We start from the raw sequence: 19,289 nt of genomic DNA, 5'->3' as shown, positions 1-19,289 counted from the left end.
ATGAACCGAATTCAAAACAAATTATCAGAGAATAAAAAAATACTATCTATTTATTTTACAGCAGGTTTCCCTAACTTAAATGACACCAAAAGTTTAATAGAAAATTTAGTACTAAACTCGGTCGATATGATCGAAATCGGATTGCCGTTTAGCGATCCTTTAGCCGATGGTCCGACCATACAAGCAAGCTCAACTCAAGCTTTGAAAAACGGCATGACCACCACTATTCTTTTTGAACAATTAAAGAACATTAGAACAACGGTTGACATCCCGTTAATTATTATGGGGTACTTTAATCCGATGCTGCAATTTGGCATAGAAAACTTTTTGCAGCAATGCCAAGAAACTGGTATCGACGGCTTAATTATCCCGGATTTACCGCTTGAAATCTACCTGTCAGAATACAAAGAACTGTTTGAAAGCCACGGTATTGCGATGATTTTCCTGATTACGCCGCAGACTTCCGAGGAACGAATTCGCTTGATAGACGCTAATTCAGATGCGTTTATCTACATGGTCAGTAGTGCCAGCGTAACCGGAAGCCGGGATAGTTTTGACGAAAATCAGCTGGCGTATTTTGAGAGAATTGCGGCTATGAATTTGAAAAATCCACAAATAATCGGGTTCGGAATTAGCAATAAAACCACGTTTGAGCAAGCAGTAAAGCATCAAAAAGGCGCTATTATCGGCAGTAGTTTTATACAATTTATTTCAAAAAACGGAACAGATCGTATTCAAAATTTTATCCGAAATATACTTTAGATAAATAATCCTATACTTCTGAAAAACAATTTTTTAAATAGTCAATATAGATTTTACTTATACTACCTTATTTCAAAGTGTTTTTGGTAATTTTTCATCTCTAAACACTTAGTTATTAACAATTTGCATCGTTTCTGAAAACAATTTGCTAAATTTGGTTTACTACTGTCAAAAACAACTAACTTAAAATCAGATTATCATGGGACTTTTCAACAATCACGAGAAAAAAGTAATTGCAGAGCTTTGCAAAAAAAGTGAAGACATCAGCAATGACATCAGCAAAGAGATTCATGAACTTCTTGATGAATTAAAAACGGATTATGAAGAAAACAAAGTAGTCTTAAAAGAGTTTACTGATTTTGTAAGCGAACTCGAAACCAAACTTTCTCCACAAGATTTGGAAAAACTACATTCCTTCTCTTCTCGCCTATACAAAGTAAAGCGTTGTGCCAAAAAAGGTGTTGAAGCCATGCGAGAATTAGCTCGCGACCAAAAGAAAGCCACCAGCGAAACTATCCGAGAATACCAGGAATATCTTTACGCTTAAACTACCTTGTGAAAACCAGTGTGTTTCCTTTGCTCAGATTAGAGTCAAAGGCGTAATCTAACAGCGTAGATTTTCAATCCGTGCTCTTACTATCATAACTATTCCCCTTCGCTATTCGTTCTTCCAACAACTTTTTTTCCTCTTGCAACAACTCGAGTTTGATTTGCCACTTGGTGATTTGAAGCAACAATTTGTGGGTAATCCCTCTGGTCGCCATTGTATGGATCAAATCTAATAATTTGGATTCCCGTTCACTGGCCTCCGGGTTTTTGGCCTTTAAGTAGGCTACCGTTTGCTGGGCTTTGAGATGGGCTTGGTGTTTTCGCTCCAATGGAGCTAACTTCCTAGCCACATGCTCTAGTTGGTACTTGTTTTCCTTAAACATCTTTTGCAATGCCTCATGCATGGCTTCGTCTTGCTTTACCTGACGTTCGGTTTTAGGAGTAGTCTTGACTTCGACCGAATGCACATTAGCCATCATATCGTGTAAAACCGAAGAAGCCGAGTCCGGCAAATGGCGCTTCCCTAGCTCATACATTGACCAATGGCTGCGACTTACTTTTAACAACAACGCTATTTGGCTTTGGGTAAGACCCAATATTTCTCTGGGATTGAAACCTTCTTTCATCTTTATCGTTTTTGTGGCATTTTTTGAAACCAGCAAATAGTTTGCCACAATTTTGTGGCAACTTTAAAATTTATTTATTGTTTTGCCACAAGACCTATAGCGGGGTTATGAAAAAGCTTCTTCACTTCTCCCTTTTCCCTTATCCCTTATCCCTCAAAAACCTCTTTTGTAAGTAATTTATGTTGATAACTTGAGGTAAAACCCCTATTGATGGGGATTGTAAGACGAGGAAAGATTTTGTAAGTTTGGGAGATAAGGAACTAGCTAGTAGAATGGGTTTGATTTAGGTTATACTTTTCGATTAGTTAGGAGCAATTTAAGACAACTATGGCATATTCAGATTTTTTAGAAAACATTAGTGTTAAATTTCATTCTTTACTGAATGAGATATCCGCTGAGTATAATTTTGACAATGGACATGAATTTGAAATTGCGATATGCAAAGTTTTAAGAGTTATTTTACCTCAAAAATATGGTATATGTAGAGGTTTTGCAGTATCGCAAGATGGTGAGATTAATGGAGACGACATAATCATTTTTGATCATGATAGATTTCCTACGTTGAGGCTTCTTGAAGATAAAACATTTGCTCAAAAACAAAAGATTCCGATTGAAGCAGTTTATGCTTATATCGAGGCTAAACATACATTGTGTATTGAAGGAAGTGGTGGGCAAAGTTTATCAAAAGCAATAAGTCAAATTAAAGCTATCAAAGAAATGAATAGAGAAAAAGTTCCTTTGACGCAAATAACACCACAAATTAACATAGGTAATTTTAAAACCAATCGACAAGAATATTGGCCACAATATTTCAATCCTATTTATGGGGTTATAATTTCAAGGTACTTGAGAATTAATGAAACACAAAAGCCAGTTCCTGTTAAGGATTTTTTTCCTCATTTACAATTACGTTGTGCGACGATAAGTATAATGAAGAATTCTCCGGATTTAATAATAGCTGGTTCAGACGCTTTAATTTTACCAGCAGTCGGTACACAAATAGAATCTCCATTTTTCATTAATGGAACATCGAGATTGGAATCTTTTGAATCTGATGGAAAAGCATTTGGGACAGGTTTGATGAGTATGATGTATGCTTTAGATAATATTATTTTAGGAAAAATTCATTGGCCGACAATTCTAGCTGAAGGGTTAAATTTAAATTTAAACATGGGTGCAAAAGAATAAACTGCTCCTAACAGCCGTTTGTAACTAATACTCGCTTGGGTTTGCCCAGAATTTTCTTCGAAAATTCAAAAAGGAGTTTTAACTTTAGAATCATCAGTAATAAATCGTCGCAACTGTCACAAGCTGCAAGACGTTATGTGCAAGTTTTAACCACGACTATGGAAAAAGAAATCTTTGAAAAAGCATTTGTAGAAAACTTAAATAAAAACTTTGAAGTTCATAAGAAGTATTTTGATTTCAAATTTTATACTTATCCTGAATTAGGAAGTTCTATTTTTGAAATCAACAAATGTCTTATTCTAGAATTTTATCGAGCTTCAATAACGTTGACTAATAATGTTTTAGAAAGAGTTTTGAAACTTGCTTTAATTTATAACGAAGCTGGAATTGGACCAAAACCAGTAGAAAATTGGAGTGAAATATTCTCGGCGCCAAATGAAAAGTATGGTTCTAAACAATTAGGGAACACAATAGAATTATGTAAAAAAGAGAACTTGATTACCGAAGAGGAAAAAAAAGTTTTGTTTGATACAATAAGAGAACTTATGAGAAATGGATTCTCACACTCTGACCCAAGTAAGATTTTAAAAGACTTTCCTGATGAAACACCTGTTTATCAAGCCAATCTTTCAAATCCTACAGCTATTAAAGAAATTAAAGTAAATTATAAAACAATACCTATTTTTCAAGCAATGCAGATGGATGAATTTGCCAAACAAAATGCATTTGAATATTTTAAGTTCGTTTTTGAACTTATGAAGCGGATTGATGACAGATTAAAATTGAAGTATAACATTCGATAAAACCTGCATATAACAGCGGTTTTGCGCTATTGCTGGTTTTTCTTGAATACAACTCATTTCTTTACGAAAAAATTTTATCTTAGCTGAAAGTACTCAGTACACTGGATTCGCATCAGACACGAAAGCGCGAAAAGTTATGCACAATAATACAAAACATGAATAAATTACAATTCCTTGGTTTTTTTATTTCACTTGGCTATGTTTTTTACGTATTGTGGTGGAAGTATAATTATAAAAACTTCTTTGAGAAAAATCGTTTACTTATAAATATTTTAATATCAATTTGTTGGGCATCATTTGGCTTAATAACCAACTATACCGTCGAAAGTAGTAGTTTTCTTTTTCCATTGTTTCTAATTTTTCACATAAGAATATTCGATACATTATCAATTTTAATAAGAAATCGTCATTTTCGCCCTTGTTATGGAAAAGGGTTAATACCAGCAAATGCAAATATTGTTGATGCATTACTAACATTAATAGTATTATTATTAAATGTAGTTTTGCCAATAATATTTCTAAACTTAGTAATTAATGGAAAAGCTTTTAATTAAAAATTTCCATTCATAACAGCAGTTTACAACAAATAAATCTCTTAGACATCTAACCCATTTTTCACTTAAAACCAAAAACCACCACAATGAACCAACTCAAATCCCTCCTCATCCTATTAATCATTTTCACTACCACGACTGCCTTCGCCCAAAAAGAAAACGCCCAAAAAATACAAGGTTGTTGGGTGTTTAAAAAAATGGTGGCTCCTGCCTCGGCTAACATTCCTCAGGAATCCATGCCACCGGCGGATAGTATTACGGTGTGCTTTGAGGCTAACGGTAAATATACTTCGACCATGGCCAATAACACCGTTCCCATCACCGGGCAATACCAAGTCTCTGAGGATGGCAAAACCATCACCCAACAAAGAGACGTTCAAGAAGAATACACCGTTGACGAAGACGCCACTATAGAGTTCACTTCCGAAAACGCCGTGATTCTTAAACTGGAGTATGCGCATTTGTATTTTGAGCGAAAGTTGTAATAACCCTTTAGCGCAGTTTAAAAAATCCGTGAAAATCTGTTAATCTTTGGTATCTGTGGTCAAAAAAATCGTAACTTTATGACTAAATCCAAAGCTTATGATCACCATTGACAACTACCTGGATAGCCATTACATTCACCGAAGCAATTGGCTAAGAGCCGCTGTTTTGGGGGCTAACGACGGCATCATTTCTATTTCCAGTTTGGCCATTGGCGTAGCCGCTGCCAGTGCCACCAGAGAACCTATTGTTTTAGCCACCGTGGCCGGTCTTGTTGCCGGTGCTTTGTCTATGGCAGCCGGAGAATATGTCTCGGTAAGTTCCCAAACCGATACTGAAAAAGCCGACATTGAAAGAGAAATTAAAGAACTCCGGGAAATGCCCGAGGAAGAGCTCAACATTTTGGCCCAAATCTATGAGAAGCGAGGCCTAAAAAAAGAAACCGCTAGGCAAGTGGCTATCGAACTAACCGAAAAAGACGCGTTAGGCACGCACATTAGAGACGAATTGGGGATTAATGAAATTAGTCAGGCCAACCCTATTCAGGCTGCCTTAGCTTCGGGTGCCGCGTTTACTGTTGGTGGTGTGTTACCGCTTTTAGTAATCCTCTTTGCACCCGTACTCCAAATGGAATATTGGCTGTATGGTTTCACCACTATTTTCCTAATCATACTGGGAGCCACGGCCGCCAAAACAGGAGGCTCAAGCATTAAAAAAGCCATCTTGCGCATTACGATATGGGGAACCATTGCTATGGCTCTTTCTGCTTTAGTGGGGTATCTTTTTGGGGTAAGTGTTTAATTGTTTTTGGAAAGTGCTTCGACAGGCTCAGCATGACCACTGTTCATTCGATTGTATTACAGCTGTTGAGTGGTGTTTACCCAATTTATAATTTATAATTTATAATTTATAATTTATAATTTATAATTTATAATTTATAATTTATAATTCATAATTCATACTATAACTATACTACCTAGTAAACACCAACGTATTCCCTTTACTCAAATTGGCATCAAAGGCATATCCTTCGTAGTTGAATCCTTTTAAGTCTTCAATCGTTTCCGCATTGGTATCTATAATATAACGCACCATCAAACCTCTCGCCTTTTTGGCAAAAAAACTAATCATTTTCAGTTTGCCGTCTTTGTAGTCTTTGAATTCCGGCGTAATGATTGGCACTTTCAACGTTTTGGTCTCTACCGCACTGAAATATTCGTTACTCGCTAGGTTGATAAACAACTCGTCTTTTTGTAACTCGCTGTTCAATTCTTTAGTAATAGTCTTTTTCCAGAACTCGTATAAGTTTTTACTTTTACCGATAGGCATTGAAGTGCCCATTTCCAATCGATAAGCCTGCATTAAATCCAATGGTTTCAACAAACCGTACAATCCTGATAAAATGCGGAGTTTGTCCTGTAAAACGGCTAATTTTTCTTCCGGTAAACTGTAAACATCTAATCCGGTGTACACATCGCCATCAAAAGCATAAACCGCTTGTCTGGCATTTTCAGGCGTAAATGGTGTATGCCATTCTTGGTTGCGTTGCCAATTAAGTTCGGCCAATTTCTCCGATATATCCATCAAAGTCGAAAGCTGTTTGGGCTTTTTCTTTTTTAAAGTGTTTTGAATGGTCGTGGCTTGTTTTAAAAATTGGGGTTCGGTACAAACAAGCGTTGGTACTTCTTTATCAAAATTTAACGACTTGGCCGGCGATATGACGATTTTCATGGTTTATACTTTATAGTGGTTCAAAAATACTAATTCGATTACGAAAATCATATACGACAAAATGATTTGTTTTGATTGAACTATTGGCAAATCTTATAAATATCGACTAAAATCTTATAACACTGCAATTACTTCTCTACCCTACATTTGAAAGATTAAAACCTTGAGAAAAATAAATTTAAATCGATTAAAAATCAATGCTTTATGAGGAGAATAATTTTGTTTTGCTGTGTATTGTTGGTATTGTCTTGTAAAAGTAAAAAAAACATAGTAGAGAATACGACAACAATTATAAAACCGACTGAAGTGGCAGCGGTAAAAAAAGACCGCGCTTATGATTTAGGCAAAAGACTACTGGAAACCTGTAACACTTCACGTTTTAAACCCTTTAGTAGTGCAGAAGCTACTGAAAAGGTAAGACAAAATGCTACTAAGGAAAAAATATCCATCATTTGTAAAAAAATAAACCTAAGAAACGGCAGGTTTCAAGGACTTACACTTCTTGATATTACCCATAACAAAATCACTGACGAATATACCTTTCGCTACAACATTGATTATGAAAAGAAAATGTTTAAACGGGAACTGTATGTAACAGTTGATAGCGAAAACAAGGTTTCTGCAATTTCTACTAAAGAAATTAGCCCTAAACCATTGTAGAAAAAAGGTTTATATACTGAACCTAAGAAGATTTCTTTACTTTCTTTTTTCATTTTCGGTTAAAAGAACAATGCTTTTTTGCTAAATTTGAGTGTTTTATAAAGGTATATTTTAAAAATACAAGATCATGAACAAGAAAACTGTCTTATTCCTTTCGTTATTTTCTCTTTTATTTTCGGCTTGTTGCACTACAAAAACTAAAGAGGTAAGCGCAACTATTGGCAAATCTGATTTTTACGATTATGCTTGGGAACTCGAATACCTTTCGGGTGCACGCATTGCTTTTGAAGGTTTGTATCCTGAAAAAAAACCACACATCATGTTCAAGGATTTATCAAATGAATTCAACGGCAACACCAGTTGCAATGTGTACAGCGGAAAATACACCAAGAAAGAGAATAGTATCCAATTTGGAAACGCCATAAAAACTATGATCTATTGCGAAGGTGGCGGTGAAGAAGCGTTCTTAAAAATGTTGGGCAAGGTCAACAAGTTTGCCATCGATAGCGAAGGGAAATTGCTCTTGCTTATTGATGATATTCCGATGATGCGTTTTAAAAAGATGGCCAAACCTCAACAATAGAACCACCGTATGTCTAAAAATACTATCATCTTCATTGGTGCTGCTATTGGCTGGTTTGCCATTCTCATGCAATTTGTATTGATGATGCAAAATCGGGTCGAATCGTTAACTGAAACTACCCTTCGTTTTTTTAGCTATTTTACTATACTAACCAATAGCTTGGTGGCTTTGTATTTTTCGGTGTTGTGGTACAAAAAGCCAATTTCATTTCTCACCCGATTTGAAAAACCCGGATTTTTAACAGCAGTAACACTTTATATTGCCATTGTTGGTGTTGTTTATCAATTGGTATTGCGAGGTATTTGGGAACCAACAGGTATGCATAGAATTGTAGATGAAATGCTTCACTCCATCATTCCGATTTATGTGATTGTTTTTTGGTTTAACTATGAAGACAAGAGAAATGTGTCTTGGAAATTGATTCCTATTTGGTTACTTTATCCTTTGTTTTACTTGGCTTTCATTCTTTTTAGGGGAAACTATTCGGGGTATTATCCCTATCCTTTTGTCAATGTTACCGAATTGGGTTTAAAGAAAGTCTTACTCAATAGCGGTGCTCTGGTCTTTGCCTTTTTGGTATTGGCTTTTGTTCTTGTAGGTGTTGGAAAATCTTTGAAATTTAAAACTCCAAACAAAACAACTTTGGATTCTTGACTTTACTCACGTCTAAAACCGCATTTTTGTCATAAGCTTTCCAAGGTGAATTGGCAAAGAAATACAGTTTCTCGCCCACTATAGTCGCCAAAGCCGGTTCGTCAAATTCCGGGCGATTGTTATCGATAATGCGGAAACTTTCGATGGCGTTTTGCCCTTTATTTAAATTAAATTGGGTGATTCTTATAGGGGTTACGCCATTTTGTACGGCTATCAACTTGTTTTTGTAAAACACTAAGCCATCAATGCCTTTACCAATCGTTCCCTCGGGAAGTGGTAACCAAGTTTTGGATAAGGTTTTTATATCCACTACAGCAATTCCTTTTAAATAATCGGCTACGAAAAGTTGGTCTTCTTTCTCATTCATCGTTATGCCTTGCAGATTAAAACCTTCGTTTTCAAACGATACAAAAGGCTTCATCTCGTCGTTTTCAATTTTGTAAAGCATTGGCTTAGCACTGTCGGAAACATAAACCGTATTGTTTTTGGTCACATAAATATCCCCAAAAACATGATGCCCTTCCATAGTATATCGTTTTACAATTTGTTTGGTTTTAGTATTTACTTTCAGAATTTCAGCTTTGCCGTCAAGTGCTGGAGAAAAGTTTTCCATTTCAGGCATAGCCGAAGTAGCAACCCATAAATATTCCTCTTTGGCATCGGTTTTTAGTGCAAAAACAGCTAACATCTCATCGGTTTTAAGCCAATCGGTACAAACTCCGGTTTTAAAATCAAAAGACACTATTTTTCTGTGGTGAATACTGGAAGCCAACCAAATTTTGGCTTTCTTCAAATAAGTCACACCTTCCGGATGCAAAGTCGTTTCGGATAATGTTACTGTTTTTTTGGAATGGGCTACCAAATTCTGCTGAGCAGCTTTGAGTGCTAAAATCGCTTTGAAACCTTCGGTGTTTTGTATCGAATTGAAATCGGCGTCTTTTTCAAACTCGGTAGTGTTATTCATCAAAACCAATTTTTTTAAGACTGCTAAAGACTCCTTAGCTTTATCATTCAATGCATAAGCCGAAGCCAAATTATAAGTAAACGTAGGATGAAAAGGTCTGATACTGTCGAGTGTTTGGGTCAACTTTAAGAAAGTAGCATAGTCTTTGGCCTCATAAGCTTTTACACTGTTGTTATACAATTCTCTTTGTGACTGAGCCGAAACGAAAGTGCTTATCAACAGGAAGAATAGATATTGTTTCATGATGATGAATTTTAAACGATAATCGTTTGACGCAAAAACACCTAATTTATTACAACAGATTCGAAATCGATTTGCATTTTGACTATTTTTACGCAACCCAAAATGCAATCCGATGAAACACCGTGAACAAACCCGCAACGAAGAACTGGCCAACGCCATTTCGCATGGTTTAGGAGTCTTGTTTTGTATTATTGCGATGCCGATAGTCTTGACGATAACTTATGACAACAACGATTTAACCACCTTTTATTCGATTGCGGCCTTTGCCATAGGTATTTTTTTGGTGTACAGTTGCTCTACTCTTTATCATTTTGTTCAAAAAGAAAAGTCGAAGAACCTCCTCAAAATAGCCGATCACATTAGCATTTATTTTCTAATTGCCGGAACTTATACGCCATTAATGATTAAGTACTTGCCATCAGAAACTGCTTTTGTATTTCTAACTACTATGTGGACAATAGTTTTCTTAGGAATGTTTTTCAAAATCTTTTTTATCAATAAATTTGAATGGTTATCAGTAGTGCTTTATTTGATCATGGGTTGGATGATTGTTTTTGTAATTAAACCCTTAATCGATACCGTTCCATTAGAAATTTTTTGGTGGATATTGTCCGGAGGATTGAGTTATACTATAGGAGTGTATTTTTATGTCAAAAGTTATAAGCCGTACTTTCACACCATTTGGCATGGTTTTGTTTTATTGGGCACAGTACTTCATTTTATGGCCATTTATAAAAGTCTTTAATAACTATGGAAATCTTTATTATTTGTGTTGTTGCTTTTGTTGTTGCCATTTTAACTTTTTTTTCCGGATTTGGATTGGGAACGATACTAACGCCTGTCTTTATGATTTTCTTTCCGGTCAACATTGCTATCGGTCTGACCGGCGTGGTGCATTTTTTCAACAATATATTTAAGTTGCTTTTGGTGGGCAAAAAAGCCGACAGTAGGGTTGTTTTGCGATTCGGAATTCCGGCAATCATTGCAGCAGCTTTGGGTTCTTGGTTGCTTTTAAACATTTCAGACATAAAACCTCTTTTCACCTATACCCTATTCGATAAAAACTTTGAAGTCTTTCCTGTAAAATTCATCGTAGCGCTATTGTTAATTATTTTCGCCTGTCTTGACCTTATCCCTTATTTCAGTAAATTAGAGTTTGGCCAAGAAAAGCTACCGCTTGGTGGTATTTTAAGTGGTTTTTTTGGCGGATTGGCAGGTGTTCAAGGGGCACTCAGAAGTGCTTTCTTAATCAAAGCCGGATTGACTAAAGAATCTTTTATTGCGACAACTGTCGTTGTTTCTACTTTTGTTGATATCACTCGTTTGAGTGTTTACACCACAAATTTTGACAAAGCCGGATTGACCGACAACTTGACCTTGGTGGTCTGTGCAACCTTGTCGGCTATTGTAGGTGCTTACATTGGGAACAAAATATTAAAAAAGGTGACTTTCCATTTTGTGAAAGTGACCGTAGCAATAGTGCTAATACTCATTTCTTTGGGATTAGGTTCAGGGCTGCTTTAAATTAAATATTTTCACTTCTAACAATTTAATAGTTAACCATTTAATAATCCGTAAAGTAAGGTTTTGATGCAAATTTGTTTTATCTTTAGGTAAAACGCAAAATCATGGAAATCAATTGGAAAATAATCGCTGTAGTAGCCGTCATTGCTATTATTTTAGTTGCTTATTTGATTTATAAAAACCAAAAAGACCAGGATAAGGTTGTTAAATATTTCAATGCTGACACCTCTGAATTAACAGAAGAGGAAGACGAATTGAACAATTTGAGATAAACCATTTCAAACGACGGATAATCTTCTCTTCTATTTTGGGGTTGTATTTTTTGTATTTTAGCTTGAGTCTAAAATCAAAACTATGTTTACAATAGAACAAATCAAAACAGCACATTCAAAAGTAAAATCGGGTGTAGATTTTCCTAAGTATATCCAAGAAATTATTCAGCTTGGAGTAACCTCTTATGAAGCATTTGTTGCAGACGGTCATACTGATTATTTTGGCAAAGCGGATTATAAAACCACTTCACCTGCCAAATATGATTCATTAACCATTGCCGAAAAAAGCAACATCGAGGAATTCAAAAGCGACTTAAAAGCACACCAACAAGGCAAAACAGACTATATGACTTTCTGTAGTGACTGTGCAAAATCGGGTGTTGAAAAATGGAAAGTTTGTATGGAAAAAATGACTTGTACTTATTTTGACAAAACCGGTAATGAAATGCTTGAGGAAATAATTCCCAGTTAAAACAAAAAAGCAGCTTAACAGCTGCTTTTTTTTATATAATAACTTTTTTAAACTATCCTTTTAGAGAAGCCATATCAATTACGAATCGGTAACGCACATCGCTTTTCAGCATTCGTTCATAAGCATCATTAATGTCTTGCATTTTGATAAGTTCTATTTCAGAAACGATATTGTGTTTACCACAAAAATCAAGCATTTCCTGTGTTTCAGCGATACCGCCAATTAAAGAAGCCGTTACAGATCTTCTTCCCATAATCAAAGGAACCGTATTTAGTATAGGCTCTAATCCTCCTAAGTAACCAACTATCACCAAAGTGCCGCTTATGGCTAATGTCCCAACATACGGATTAACATCGTGTACATAAGGAACAGTGTCAATAATCACGTCAAATTTTCCGGCTACTGAAGCCATATGAGCTTCATCTGTGGAAATAATTACAGCATCAGCGCCCAAGTCTTTAGCGTCCTTTTCTTTATCCGGAGTTCTTGAGAATAGTGTTACTTCTGCACCCAAGCCTTTGGCCAATTTAATCGCCATGTGTCCTAAACCTCCCAGACCTACAACACCAACTTTAGTTCCTTTGCCTACATTCCAATGGCGTAATGGAGACCAAGTTGTGATGCCTGCACAAAGTAATGGCGCCACCGCTGCCAAGTTTAAATTTGACGGTACTGTCAAAACGAAATTTTCATCTACCACTATTTTTTGGGAATAGCCACCATGCGTTGGTTGGTTCAAATGTTTGTCATAACCGCCATAAGTACCGACCCATCCGTTTAAGCAATATTGTTCTAACTCTTTTTCGCAACTACTGCAAGTGCGGCAAGAATCAACTAAGCAACCCACCGCGGCAAAATCGCCTACTTTTAATTTGGTTACGCCACTACCTACTCTGGTAACTTTGCCCACAATTTCGTGTCCCGGAACTACCGGATAAGTGGTCATGCCCCAATCATTTTTGGCAAAGTGCAAGTCGGAATGGCAAACGCCACAATACATAATCTCAATTTCGATATCATTTGCTAAAACGTCTCTGCGTTCGATATTCATTTCGGCTAAAGGGGCATCGGGTGCACCTGTTCCATAAGCTTTTACATTTGTTGTTGCCATGTTTATAGTGTTAATTGTTTGATATTGAATTATTCTTTAAAGATAGGTATAATTCACAGTAGTTAAAGTAAACGGAATGTAAAAAAAGCAATACTATAGTATATGATTTATCAATATCTTTGTCGCAACTAAATCGATATAGTAATGGAAGAATGCATTTCGGTATTTGATATGCTTAAAATTGGTGTCGGGCCATCAAGTTCTCATACACTTGGTCCATGGCGTGCTGCCGAACGTTTTTTAAACGAATTAAAAGACGAGAATCAGCTAGAAAAAGTAACGCACGTGAAAGTAGATTTATACGGTTCATTATCGCTAACCGGAAAAGGTCACGCCACTGATTATGCCGTAATGCTAGGCTTAAGCGGTCAAGATCCTGAGTATATTCCGGTACAAAATATTGATAGTATTATTCAAGCCATTGCTAAAACGCACCAAATTAATTTGGCTAACGAAATAGCAATTGACTTCAATCCCGAAACTGATATTGTTTTCAACAAGAACTTCTTGCCATTTCATGCCAATGGAATGACGTTTACAGCAACCATTAATGACGGTCAGGAAATCATTTCAACCTTCTACTCTATCGGTGGCGGATTTGTGGTTAAAGAAGAAAGAATCAATGCCAAAAAGAAACACCAAATTAAATGTGCGTTTCCTTTTCCGATTCAAAATGCGGAAGAGTTGCTTCAATATACCATTACAGAAAACAAATTAATTTCTGAAATTGTTTTTGCCAATGAAATCTCCATGCGTCCGGAAGCGGAAGTCCAAAGTGAATTGATGCGCATTTGGAATACTATGTTAGAATGCATGTACATTGGTTGTCATTCCGAAGGTATATTGCCGGGAGGTTTAAATGTTCGTCGTCGTGCTTTTGACATGCATCAAGGTTTGATAGGTTTGTCCAATTATAATTCCCCTCAAGAATGGCTCGAATGCATTCGAAAAACAGAAGTTAAATTTCGACAAATCCTGAAATGGGTTAGTTGTTTCGCTTTAGCCGTAAACGAGGTTAATGCCGCTTTAGGCCGCGTTGTAACAGCGCCAACCAATGGTAGCGCAGGCGTTATTCCGGCCGTATTAATGTATTATATGGTAATAGAAAACCACCAAGCCGACGAAAAACAAATCAAACAATTCTTAATGGTTGCCGGAGAAATTGGCAGTATCTTTAAAAAAGGTTCTACAATCTCCGCGGCAATGGGCGGTTGCCAAGCCGAAATCGGGGTTTCTTCAGCCATGGCGGCCGGAGCTTTGTGTGAAGTTATGGGTGGAACACCTGACCAGGTTTTAATGGCCGCAGAAATCGCTATGGAACATCATTTAGGTTTAACTTGTGACCCAATTGGCGGATTGGTTCAAATTCCGTGTATAGAAAGAAATACGATGGGTGCCATTAAAGCCATCAACGCTGCAGAATTGGCCATGGAAACCGATGCTAAAAACGCCAAAGTGCCTTTAGACAAAGTCATCGATACTATGTGGCAAACGGCTAAAGATATGAACTCAAAATACAAAGAAACTTCTGAAGGCGGTTTGGCTGTTGCTGTAAATATGGCGGATTGTTAAATGAATGAATTATGCAATTCTCATCCACAATTGTATAATGTTTTTTCAAATTGGTGCCGATATCTTTGTGACTATGAAAGAAGGCCAAACCATTTATTATCTTGACATTAACAACCAAGATTTACATTATTTAAAACACATCATTGAAAATTTAGGGCATACGATTTTCATCTATAAAGATGGTTATAAAATGATGGAAGACTTGAGCAAATTGGAAACTAATCCGGACCTCTTATTTTTAGGTAATAATATGCCTATTTTAAATGGTAAAGAATTACTGGTGATTCTCAAAAATTCAAAAAAACTAAATAACATACCCGTAGTTGTTATTGCAAGAGTCTTACCCAAAAAATTGATGCGTCTCTATATTGATAATGGTGTAAAACACATAATAAAAAAAACACACCCTTCTAATTATAGTGCTACTTTTAACAAAGTGTTGGAAATGGATTTTGCCTAATTCTTTGGAGTTAAATGAAAGTTTTAAAATTCAAAACACAAACTCGATGAAATATAAAAGTCTTCGTTTACCAGAAATGAATCGCTAACAAATATTTTTTTCTCACTATTCAAATACCTGCCTTCTGTTCTTATTTTGACTTTATCGTTTAGGAGATAATCTACATTCAAGGATAAACCTAAAGTTTTAAACTCGTTATCTCCGGCAATTATGACATTGTCCTTATCTTGATAATATTCAACTCTGAAAGCGGATTGCCATTTGGGTGACAAAGTATATTGTGCTATAATCACCGGACTCATCCAAAAAAGCCTATCATCATTATTCGTAACATCTGTCTGCATTCCGGCATCAAAACCTAGTATCGTTCTCCATTTGGAAGTCCATTGTTTGTCCCAATACAAATTACTGAAATAGCGCATGCCCCATTCATCGTTGTACAATTCTTTACCCAAAAAAGTACTCCAGTTAAAGGTTGATTTGTCCGAAGGTTTGTAAACCATTTGCGAACCCAAAGCCGGTGAAACGTTTTTATCAGGTTTGTTGATGCGTTGCCATCCATTGGTCATCAAACCGGAAAACTGCCATTTGTCATTGGGTTTAAAAGTATATTTGACACCTGTCATAAAGTAAGGCGAATTTTCAGCCAACAAGGAGCGAGTCAAATTTAAATTTGAAGCAGATGTCGCGGTTTCAAATCCGATATAGCTTGGTAAAATACCAACTTCAAGGGTTGATTTTCTTTCTTTATCAAGATACAATCCTATAAAAGCTTCGCTTAAAATTTTAGTATTTTCATTGGCATAATTATCGTCTACATAGGTTCCGGAATGCACTGCCAATGAAGCGTAAGTATTGTCGTATTCAACTTTAGCCCTTAACAAACCAATATTAAGATTGAACTCATTGTGTCGATTATAATTATACATAAACGGAAGCTTTGCTTGTGCTTCAGACTGATTGAAATCATAAGCATAATAGGTTTCCAAATAACCCGAAAAGGATAATTTCAAGGCTTTACTTTCTTGGGCAAAAGCTGAAAATCCCATAAATAAAATTATTACAAACTTCTTCATTACTTTCGGCGTGTGTCAATGAGGTGAATGATTTTCCATTGACCATTGTCTATATAAAGCGTAAACGCATTCACCCCTTTGTGGCTAAATTTGCCGTTGATGTAGAATTCATAAGGCGTCCACGCGTGAGCCATAGTACCATCGACTTGAATATTGTAGCTTAAAATTTTTTCTTCAAATTGAACTTCAGCCGGAATGTTTGCCATTGACAAAAGGAATTCTTTTGGCTTTTCTTCTGAAAACTTATTGCCTTTCGGACTTTCTGATATGGATTGTAAAATCAATTTCTCGCTGCAAGTCGATTTAATTTTCACCGTGTCTTTGGCGTGAAAACCCTCGAAGAACGTTTCAATGGTTTTTTGCACTTCGGCCTTTTGGGCTTGACCCGAAAAACCAAAAAACAATAAAAATAACAAAATCGTATTTTTCATCTTTAGTATTTTGACCATTTATAAAGTTCTTTCCAGGTTGGTTTTTTGCCGTACATTAAAATTCCAACGCGATAGATTTTGGCTGCAAACCAAACGACCAATAAGAATGTAGCAAACAATAGCGCCAACGACACTCCAATTTGCCAAAGTGGTACGCCAAACGGAATACGCATCATCATCACTATGGGCGAAGTCAAAGGAATCATTGAAAACACCGTTGCTACCGTTCCGTGCGGATCATTGATTACAGTAAAGAAACCTATGTAAACACCTAGAATTAAAGGCATGATGATTGGCAATAAAAATTGCTGAGAATCGGTTTCATTGTCTACTGCTGCGCCAATTGAAGCATAGAACGAACTGTATAAGAAATAACCTCCGATGAAATAAAACACAAAACAAACGCCCATTAATACCAAAGGAATTTCATTTAAATAAAGTTGAAGAGTTTCCAAATTAAAGGTGTTGGCCATTGCAACTTGTTCAGCAGTTAAATTTGGAACCTTATTATTCATTGGCACACCAAAAATCATCGTGGCACCAAAGTAAAGTACAAAAGCTATGATTGCCCAAATTAAAAACTGTAAAACACCGGCTAACGAAGTACCTATTATTTTCCCCATCATCAACTGAAATGGTTTTACCGAAGAAATGATGACTTCTATAATACGAGATACTTTTTCTTCGATTACGCTTCGCATCACCATATTGCCATAGATTACAATAAACATCATGATTAAATACCCGAAGGCACCACCAATTACAATCTTAACTTCATTAATACCTTTCAGTGCTTCTTCTCCTGATGCTTTGGCTAAACCAATCTCAACTTTGGCTTCCGCATTTTTATAAGCAATGGTATCTAAATTAGCTGATTTGAAATTTTGTGCCGTAATTACTTTAGCAATTTTATTTTCTATCTTTTCTACAAAGGAAGCGTTTGGGCTGTTATTTGAAATGTATTGGATTTTCTTCTGCAAAGAATCATTATTGGTTACTTTGGGAATAACCAATAATCCTTCGTAGCTTTCGTTAACGATGCTGTCTTTTAAAATTTTGGTATCTACCAGAGAGAAATCGACATATTTGTATTCGTCATCGCTTTTGAATTCTTTGATAAACAAACCGCTTTCATCGTGAATAGCGATGGTTTTTTGGTCGGCTTTCATGGTGCTCAAATAGCCTACGAAAACAGCAATTCCCACAAATAATAACGGACTTAAAAAAGTCATGACAATGAATGATTTGTTGCGCACTTTGGCGACAAATTCTCTTTTGATGATTAGATTAAGCTTACTCATATTTAGACTGCTTAGATTTTTGGATTATTAGACTACTTAGATTTTTGGATTGCAGATTTTTTTGTCTAAAAATCTAACAATCTAATTTTCTAATAATCTATTCTGTTACTGTTTTAATAAAGATATCATTCACACTCGGGATTTTTTCCATAAAATGGGTTACTTGTCCGCGTTGGACTAAAGTCTGCAATAGTTCATTTGGCGTAGCATTTCCTAAGTTAATCTCTAACTTCAATTCGTCATTCAATGATTTGAAATCGGTTTGGGACAAAGTAAATTTTTGGGACAAGTCATACATCAAACCTTCTATGTTATCAGACAATATACCGACTTCGTAATTATTGGTTCTGAATTGTTTCTTCACATCCGTCAATTTACCTTCGATAAGTTTATTCGATTTGTGAATTAAAGCAATATAATCACACATTTCTTCCACGCTTTCCATTCGGTGTGTAGAAAAAATTACGGATGTTCCTTGTTTGTTGAGTTCGATGATTTCATCTTTAATCAAATTGGCATTCACCGGATCAAATCCTGAGAAAGGTTCGTCTAAGATGAGCAACTTAGGTTTGTGCAAAACGGTGACTACAAATTGGACTTTCTGCGCCATTCCTTTGGATAATTCCTGTACTTTCTTGTTCCACCAACCTTGAATTTCTAATCGGTCAAACCAATAGTCTAATTCCCTTTTGGCTTCGACTTTGGTCAATCCTTTTAATTGGGCCAAGTAAAGACACTGCTCACCTACTTTCATCGTTTTATACAAACCGCGTTCTTCAGGCATATAACCGATGGAATGCACGTGAGACGGATTTAGTTTTTCACCATCAAGAATGATTTCGCCGCTGTCGGGCATGGTGATTTGGTTGATGATGCGAATTAAGGAAGTTTTTCCGGCGCCATTTGGACCTAGAAGTCCGTATATACTGCCTTTTGGAACGGTTAAAGAAACTTCGTTTAGCGCGGTGTAATCACCATATTGCTTTACGACTTTGTTTGCTTCAAGTATATTGCTCATAGTTTTAAATTTCAATGTCAATGGCAAAATTCAATGTCAAAATTCAATGGTAATTTTAATAGCGACTTGATATTGCTTATTGCTATTGTTATTGATTTTTTGTCATTGTCATTGCTATTGATTTTTGCATTTGGTAAAAGTAACCAATAAGTAGTCAAACGGAAATCTTTGTTACAAAAAAAACCCACCCTAATTTTTACAAAAGGATGGGAAAAATTGCTATGAAAAAGAAATTACTTGTTGCCAAGTAAT

Annotated in this window: 24 protein-coding genes; 16 read left to right on the top strand and 8 right to left on the bottom strand. The window is 36.0% G+C overall.

Going from position 1 to position 19,289, the window contains the following annotated elements; all coding sequences use genetic code 11:
• Positions 1–762, top strand: coding sequence for a tryptophan synthase subunit alpha (gene trpA, locus ICG50_RS10060; protein ID WP_187660787.1), 762 nt, complete (start codon positions 1–3; stop codon positions 760–762).
• A gap of 199 nt (positions 763–961) precedes the next feature.
• Positions 962–1,309 carry a hypothetical protein gene (locus ICG50_RS10055; protein WP_187660786.1) on the top strand — a complete coding sequence of 116 codons (348 nt, stop codon included), beginning with the start codon at positions 962–964 and terminating at the stop codon, positions 1,307–1,309.
• 73 nt (positions 1,310–1,382) lie between these two features.
• Here the strand turns inward: ICG50_RS10055 and ICG50_RS10050 are convergent, their stop codons facing one another.
• On the bottom strand, positions 1,383–1,985 hold the full coding sequence (locus ICG50_RS10050) for a helix-turn-helix domain-containing protein (protein ID WP_187660785.1): 603 nt from the start codon (positions 1,983–1,985) through the stop codon (positions 1,383–1,385).
• A gap of 279 nt (positions 1,986–2,264) precedes the next feature.
• Between ICG50_RS10050 and ICG50_RS10045 the strand changes: the two genes are divergently transcribed.
• The 5 genes from ICG50_RS10045 to ICG50_RS10025 all read left to right on the top strand — a co-directional run bounded on the left by ICG50_RS10045 (position 2,265) and on the right by ICG50_RS10025 (position 5,766).
• The gene (locus ICG50_RS10045) at positions 2,265–3,125 is read left to right on the top strand and encodes a DUF6602 domain-containing protein (RefSeq protein ID WP_187660784.1); all 861 of its coding nucleotides are present in this window, start codon (positions 2,265–2,267) and stop codon (positions 3,123–3,125) included.
• A 158-nt stretch (positions 3,126–3,283) separates the two neighbouring features.
• Positions 3,284–3,928: a hypothetical protein gene (locus ICG50_RS10040; RefSeq protein ID WP_187660783.1), complete on the top strand. Its 645-nt coding sequence runs from the start codon at positions 3,284–3,286 to the stop codon at positions 3,926–3,928.
• A 155-nt stretch (positions 3,929–4,083) separates the two neighbouring features.
• Complete coding sequence (locus ICG50_RS10035; RefSeq protein WP_187660782.1) at positions 4,084–4,482, top strand: hypothetical protein; 399 nt, start codon at positions 4,084–4,086, stop codon at positions 4,480–4,482.
• An 86-nt stretch (positions 4,483–4,568) separates the two neighbouring features.
• A complete protein-coding gene (locus ICG50_RS10030) occupies positions 4,569–4,967 on the top strand; it encodes a hypothetical protein (protein WP_187660781.1) in 399 nt (132 codons plus the stop codon).
• 97 nt (positions 4,968–5,064) lie between these two features.
• Entirely contained in the window at positions 5,065–5,766 is a 702-nt protein-coding gene (locus ICG50_RS10025) for a VIT1/CCC1 transporter family protein (protein WP_187660780.1), read from the top strand.
• Between the two features lie 171 nt (positions 5,767–5,937).
• On the opposite strand, the gene yaaA is transcribed toward ICG50_RS10025, so the two are convergent.
• Complete coding sequence (gene yaaA / locus ICG50_RS10020; protein WP_187660779.1) at positions 5,938–6,696, bottom strand: peroxide stress protein YaaA; 759 nt, start codon at positions 6,694–6,696, stop codon at positions 5,938–5,940.
• 204 nt (positions 6,697–6,900) lie between these two features.
• Here yaaA and ICG50_RS10015 point away from each other — a divergent pair, with 204 nt between their 5' ends.
• From ICG50_RS10015 to ICG50_RS10005, 3 genes are all read left to right on the top strand, one after another.
• Positions 6,901–7,356 (top strand): hypothetical protein, encoded by a 456-nt coding sequence (locus tag ICG50_RS10015; protein WP_187660778.1) that lies wholly within the window; start codon positions 6,901–6,903, stop codon positions 7,354–7,356.
• Between the two features lie 127 nt (positions 7,357–7,483).
• Positions 7,484–7,939, top strand: coding sequence for an META domain-containing protein (locus tag ICG50_RS10010; RefSeq protein ID WP_187660777.1), 456 nt, complete (start codon positions 7,484–7,486; stop codon positions 7,937–7,939).
• Between the two features lie 9 nt (positions 7,940–7,948).
• A complete protein-coding gene (locus ICG50_RS10005) occupies positions 7,949–8,593 on the top strand; it encodes a Pr6Pr family membrane protein (protein ID WP_187660776.1) in 645 nt (214 codons plus the stop codon).
• Here the strand turns inward: ICG50_RS10005 and ICG50_RS10000 are convergent.
• Positions 8,559–9,800: a TPR end-of-group domain-containing protein gene (locus ICG50_RS10000; RefSeq protein WP_187660775.1), complete on the bottom strand. Its 1,242-nt coding sequence runs from the start codon at positions 9,798–9,800 to the stop codon at positions 8,559–8,561. The genes ICG50_RS10005 and ICG50_RS10000 overlap by 35 nt on opposite strands.
• A gap of 112 nt (positions 9,801–9,912) precedes the next feature.
• Here ICG50_RS10000 and trhA point away from each other — a divergent pair, with 112 nt between their 5' ends.
• The 4 genes from trhA to ICG50_RS09980 all read left to right on the top strand — a co-directional run bounded on the left by trhA (position 9,913) and on the right by ICG50_RS09980 (position 12,068).
• Positions 9,913–10,545: a PAQR family membrane homeostasis protein TrhA gene (gene trhA, locus ICG50_RS09995; protein WP_187660774.1), complete on the top strand. Its 633-nt coding sequence runs from the start codon at positions 9,913–9,915 to the stop codon at positions 10,543–10,545.
• 5 nt (positions 10,546–10,550) lie between these two features.
• Entirely contained in the window at positions 10,551–11,324 is a 774-nt protein-coding gene (locus ICG50_RS09990) for a sulfite exporter TauE/SafE family protein (RefSeq protein ID WP_187660773.1), read from the top strand.
• A 104-nt stretch (positions 11,325–11,428) separates the two neighbouring features.
• On the top strand, positions 11,429–11,596 hold the full coding sequence (locus ICG50_RS09985) for a hypothetical protein (RefSeq protein WP_187660772.1): 168 nt from the start codon (positions 11,429–11,431) through the stop codon (positions 11,594–11,596).
• Positions 11,597–11,678: 82 nt separating this feature from the next.
• Complete coding sequence (locus ICG50_RS09980; RefSeq protein ID WP_187660771.1) at positions 11,679–12,068, top strand: DUF1398 domain-containing protein; 390 nt, start codon at positions 11,679–11,681, stop codon at positions 12,066–12,068.
• Positions 12,069–12,120: 52 nt separating this feature from the next.
• On the opposite strand, the gene ICG50_RS09975 is transcribed toward ICG50_RS09980, so the two are convergent.
• Positions 12,121–13,179, bottom strand: coding sequence for an NAD(P)-dependent alcohol dehydrogenase (locus ICG50_RS09975; RefSeq protein ID WP_187660770.1), 1,059 nt, complete (start codon positions 13,177–13,179; stop codon positions 12,121–12,123).
• A 144-nt stretch (positions 13,180–13,323) separates the two neighbouring features.
• On the opposite strand from ICG50_RS09975, the gene ICG50_RS09970 reads away from it, so the two are divergent.
• Positions 13,324–14,751, top strand: coding sequence for an L-serine ammonia-lyase (locus tag ICG50_RS09970; RefSeq protein WP_187660769.1), 1,428 nt, complete (start codon positions 13,324–13,326; stop codon positions 14,749–14,751).
• 37 nt (positions 14,752–14,788) lie between these two features.
• Positions 14,789–15,211 carry a PleD family two-component system response regulator gene (locus ICG50_RS09965; RefSeq protein WP_187660768.1) on the top strand — a complete coding sequence of 141 codons (423 nt, stop codon included), beginning with the start codon at positions 14,789–14,791 and terminating at the stop codon, positions 15,209–15,211.
• Between the two features lie 23 nt (positions 15,212–15,234).
• Here ICG50_RS09965 and ICG50_RS09960 read toward each other — a convergent pair whose 3' ends face one another.
• The 4 genes from ICG50_RS09960 to ICG50_RS09945 form a co-directional block, all read right to left on the bottom strand.
• Positions 15,235–16,287 (bottom strand): outer membrane beta-barrel protein, encoded by a 1,053-nt coding sequence (locus tag ICG50_RS09960; RefSeq protein ID WP_187660767.1) that lies wholly within the window; start codon positions 16,285–16,287, stop codon positions 15,235–15,237.
• Positions 16,287–16,718 (bottom strand): nuclear transport factor 2 family protein, encoded by a 432-nt coding sequence (locus tag ICG50_RS09955; RefSeq protein WP_187660766.1) that lies wholly within the window; start codon positions 16,716–16,718, stop codon positions 16,287–16,289. Before ICG50_RS09955 ends, ICG50_RS09960 begins: the two co-directional genes overlap by 1 nt.
• Positions 16,719–16,720: 2 nt before the next feature.
• On the bottom strand, positions 16,721–18,019 hold the full coding sequence (locus ICG50_RS09950; protein ID WP_187660765.1) for an ABC transporter permease: 1,299 nt from the start codon (positions 18,017–18,019) through the stop codon (positions 16,721–16,723).
• Between the two features lie 97 nt (positions 18,020–18,116).
• On the bottom strand, positions 18,117–19,037 hold the full coding sequence (locus ICG50_RS09945) for an ABC transporter ATP-binding protein (RefSeq protein ID WP_187660764.1): 921 nt from the start codon (positions 19,035–19,037) through the stop codon (positions 18,117–18,119).
• Positions 19,038–19,289 lie beyond the last annotated feature (252 nt).

Source organism: Flavobacterium buctense (assembly GCF_014486695.1).
In the GTDB taxonomy this organism is placed as follows: Bacteria; Bacteroidota; Bacteroidia; order Flavobacteriales; family Flavobacteriaceae; genus Flavobacterium; species Flavobacterium buctense.
This window is presented reverse-complemented; position numbering and strand designations above follow the sequence as displayed.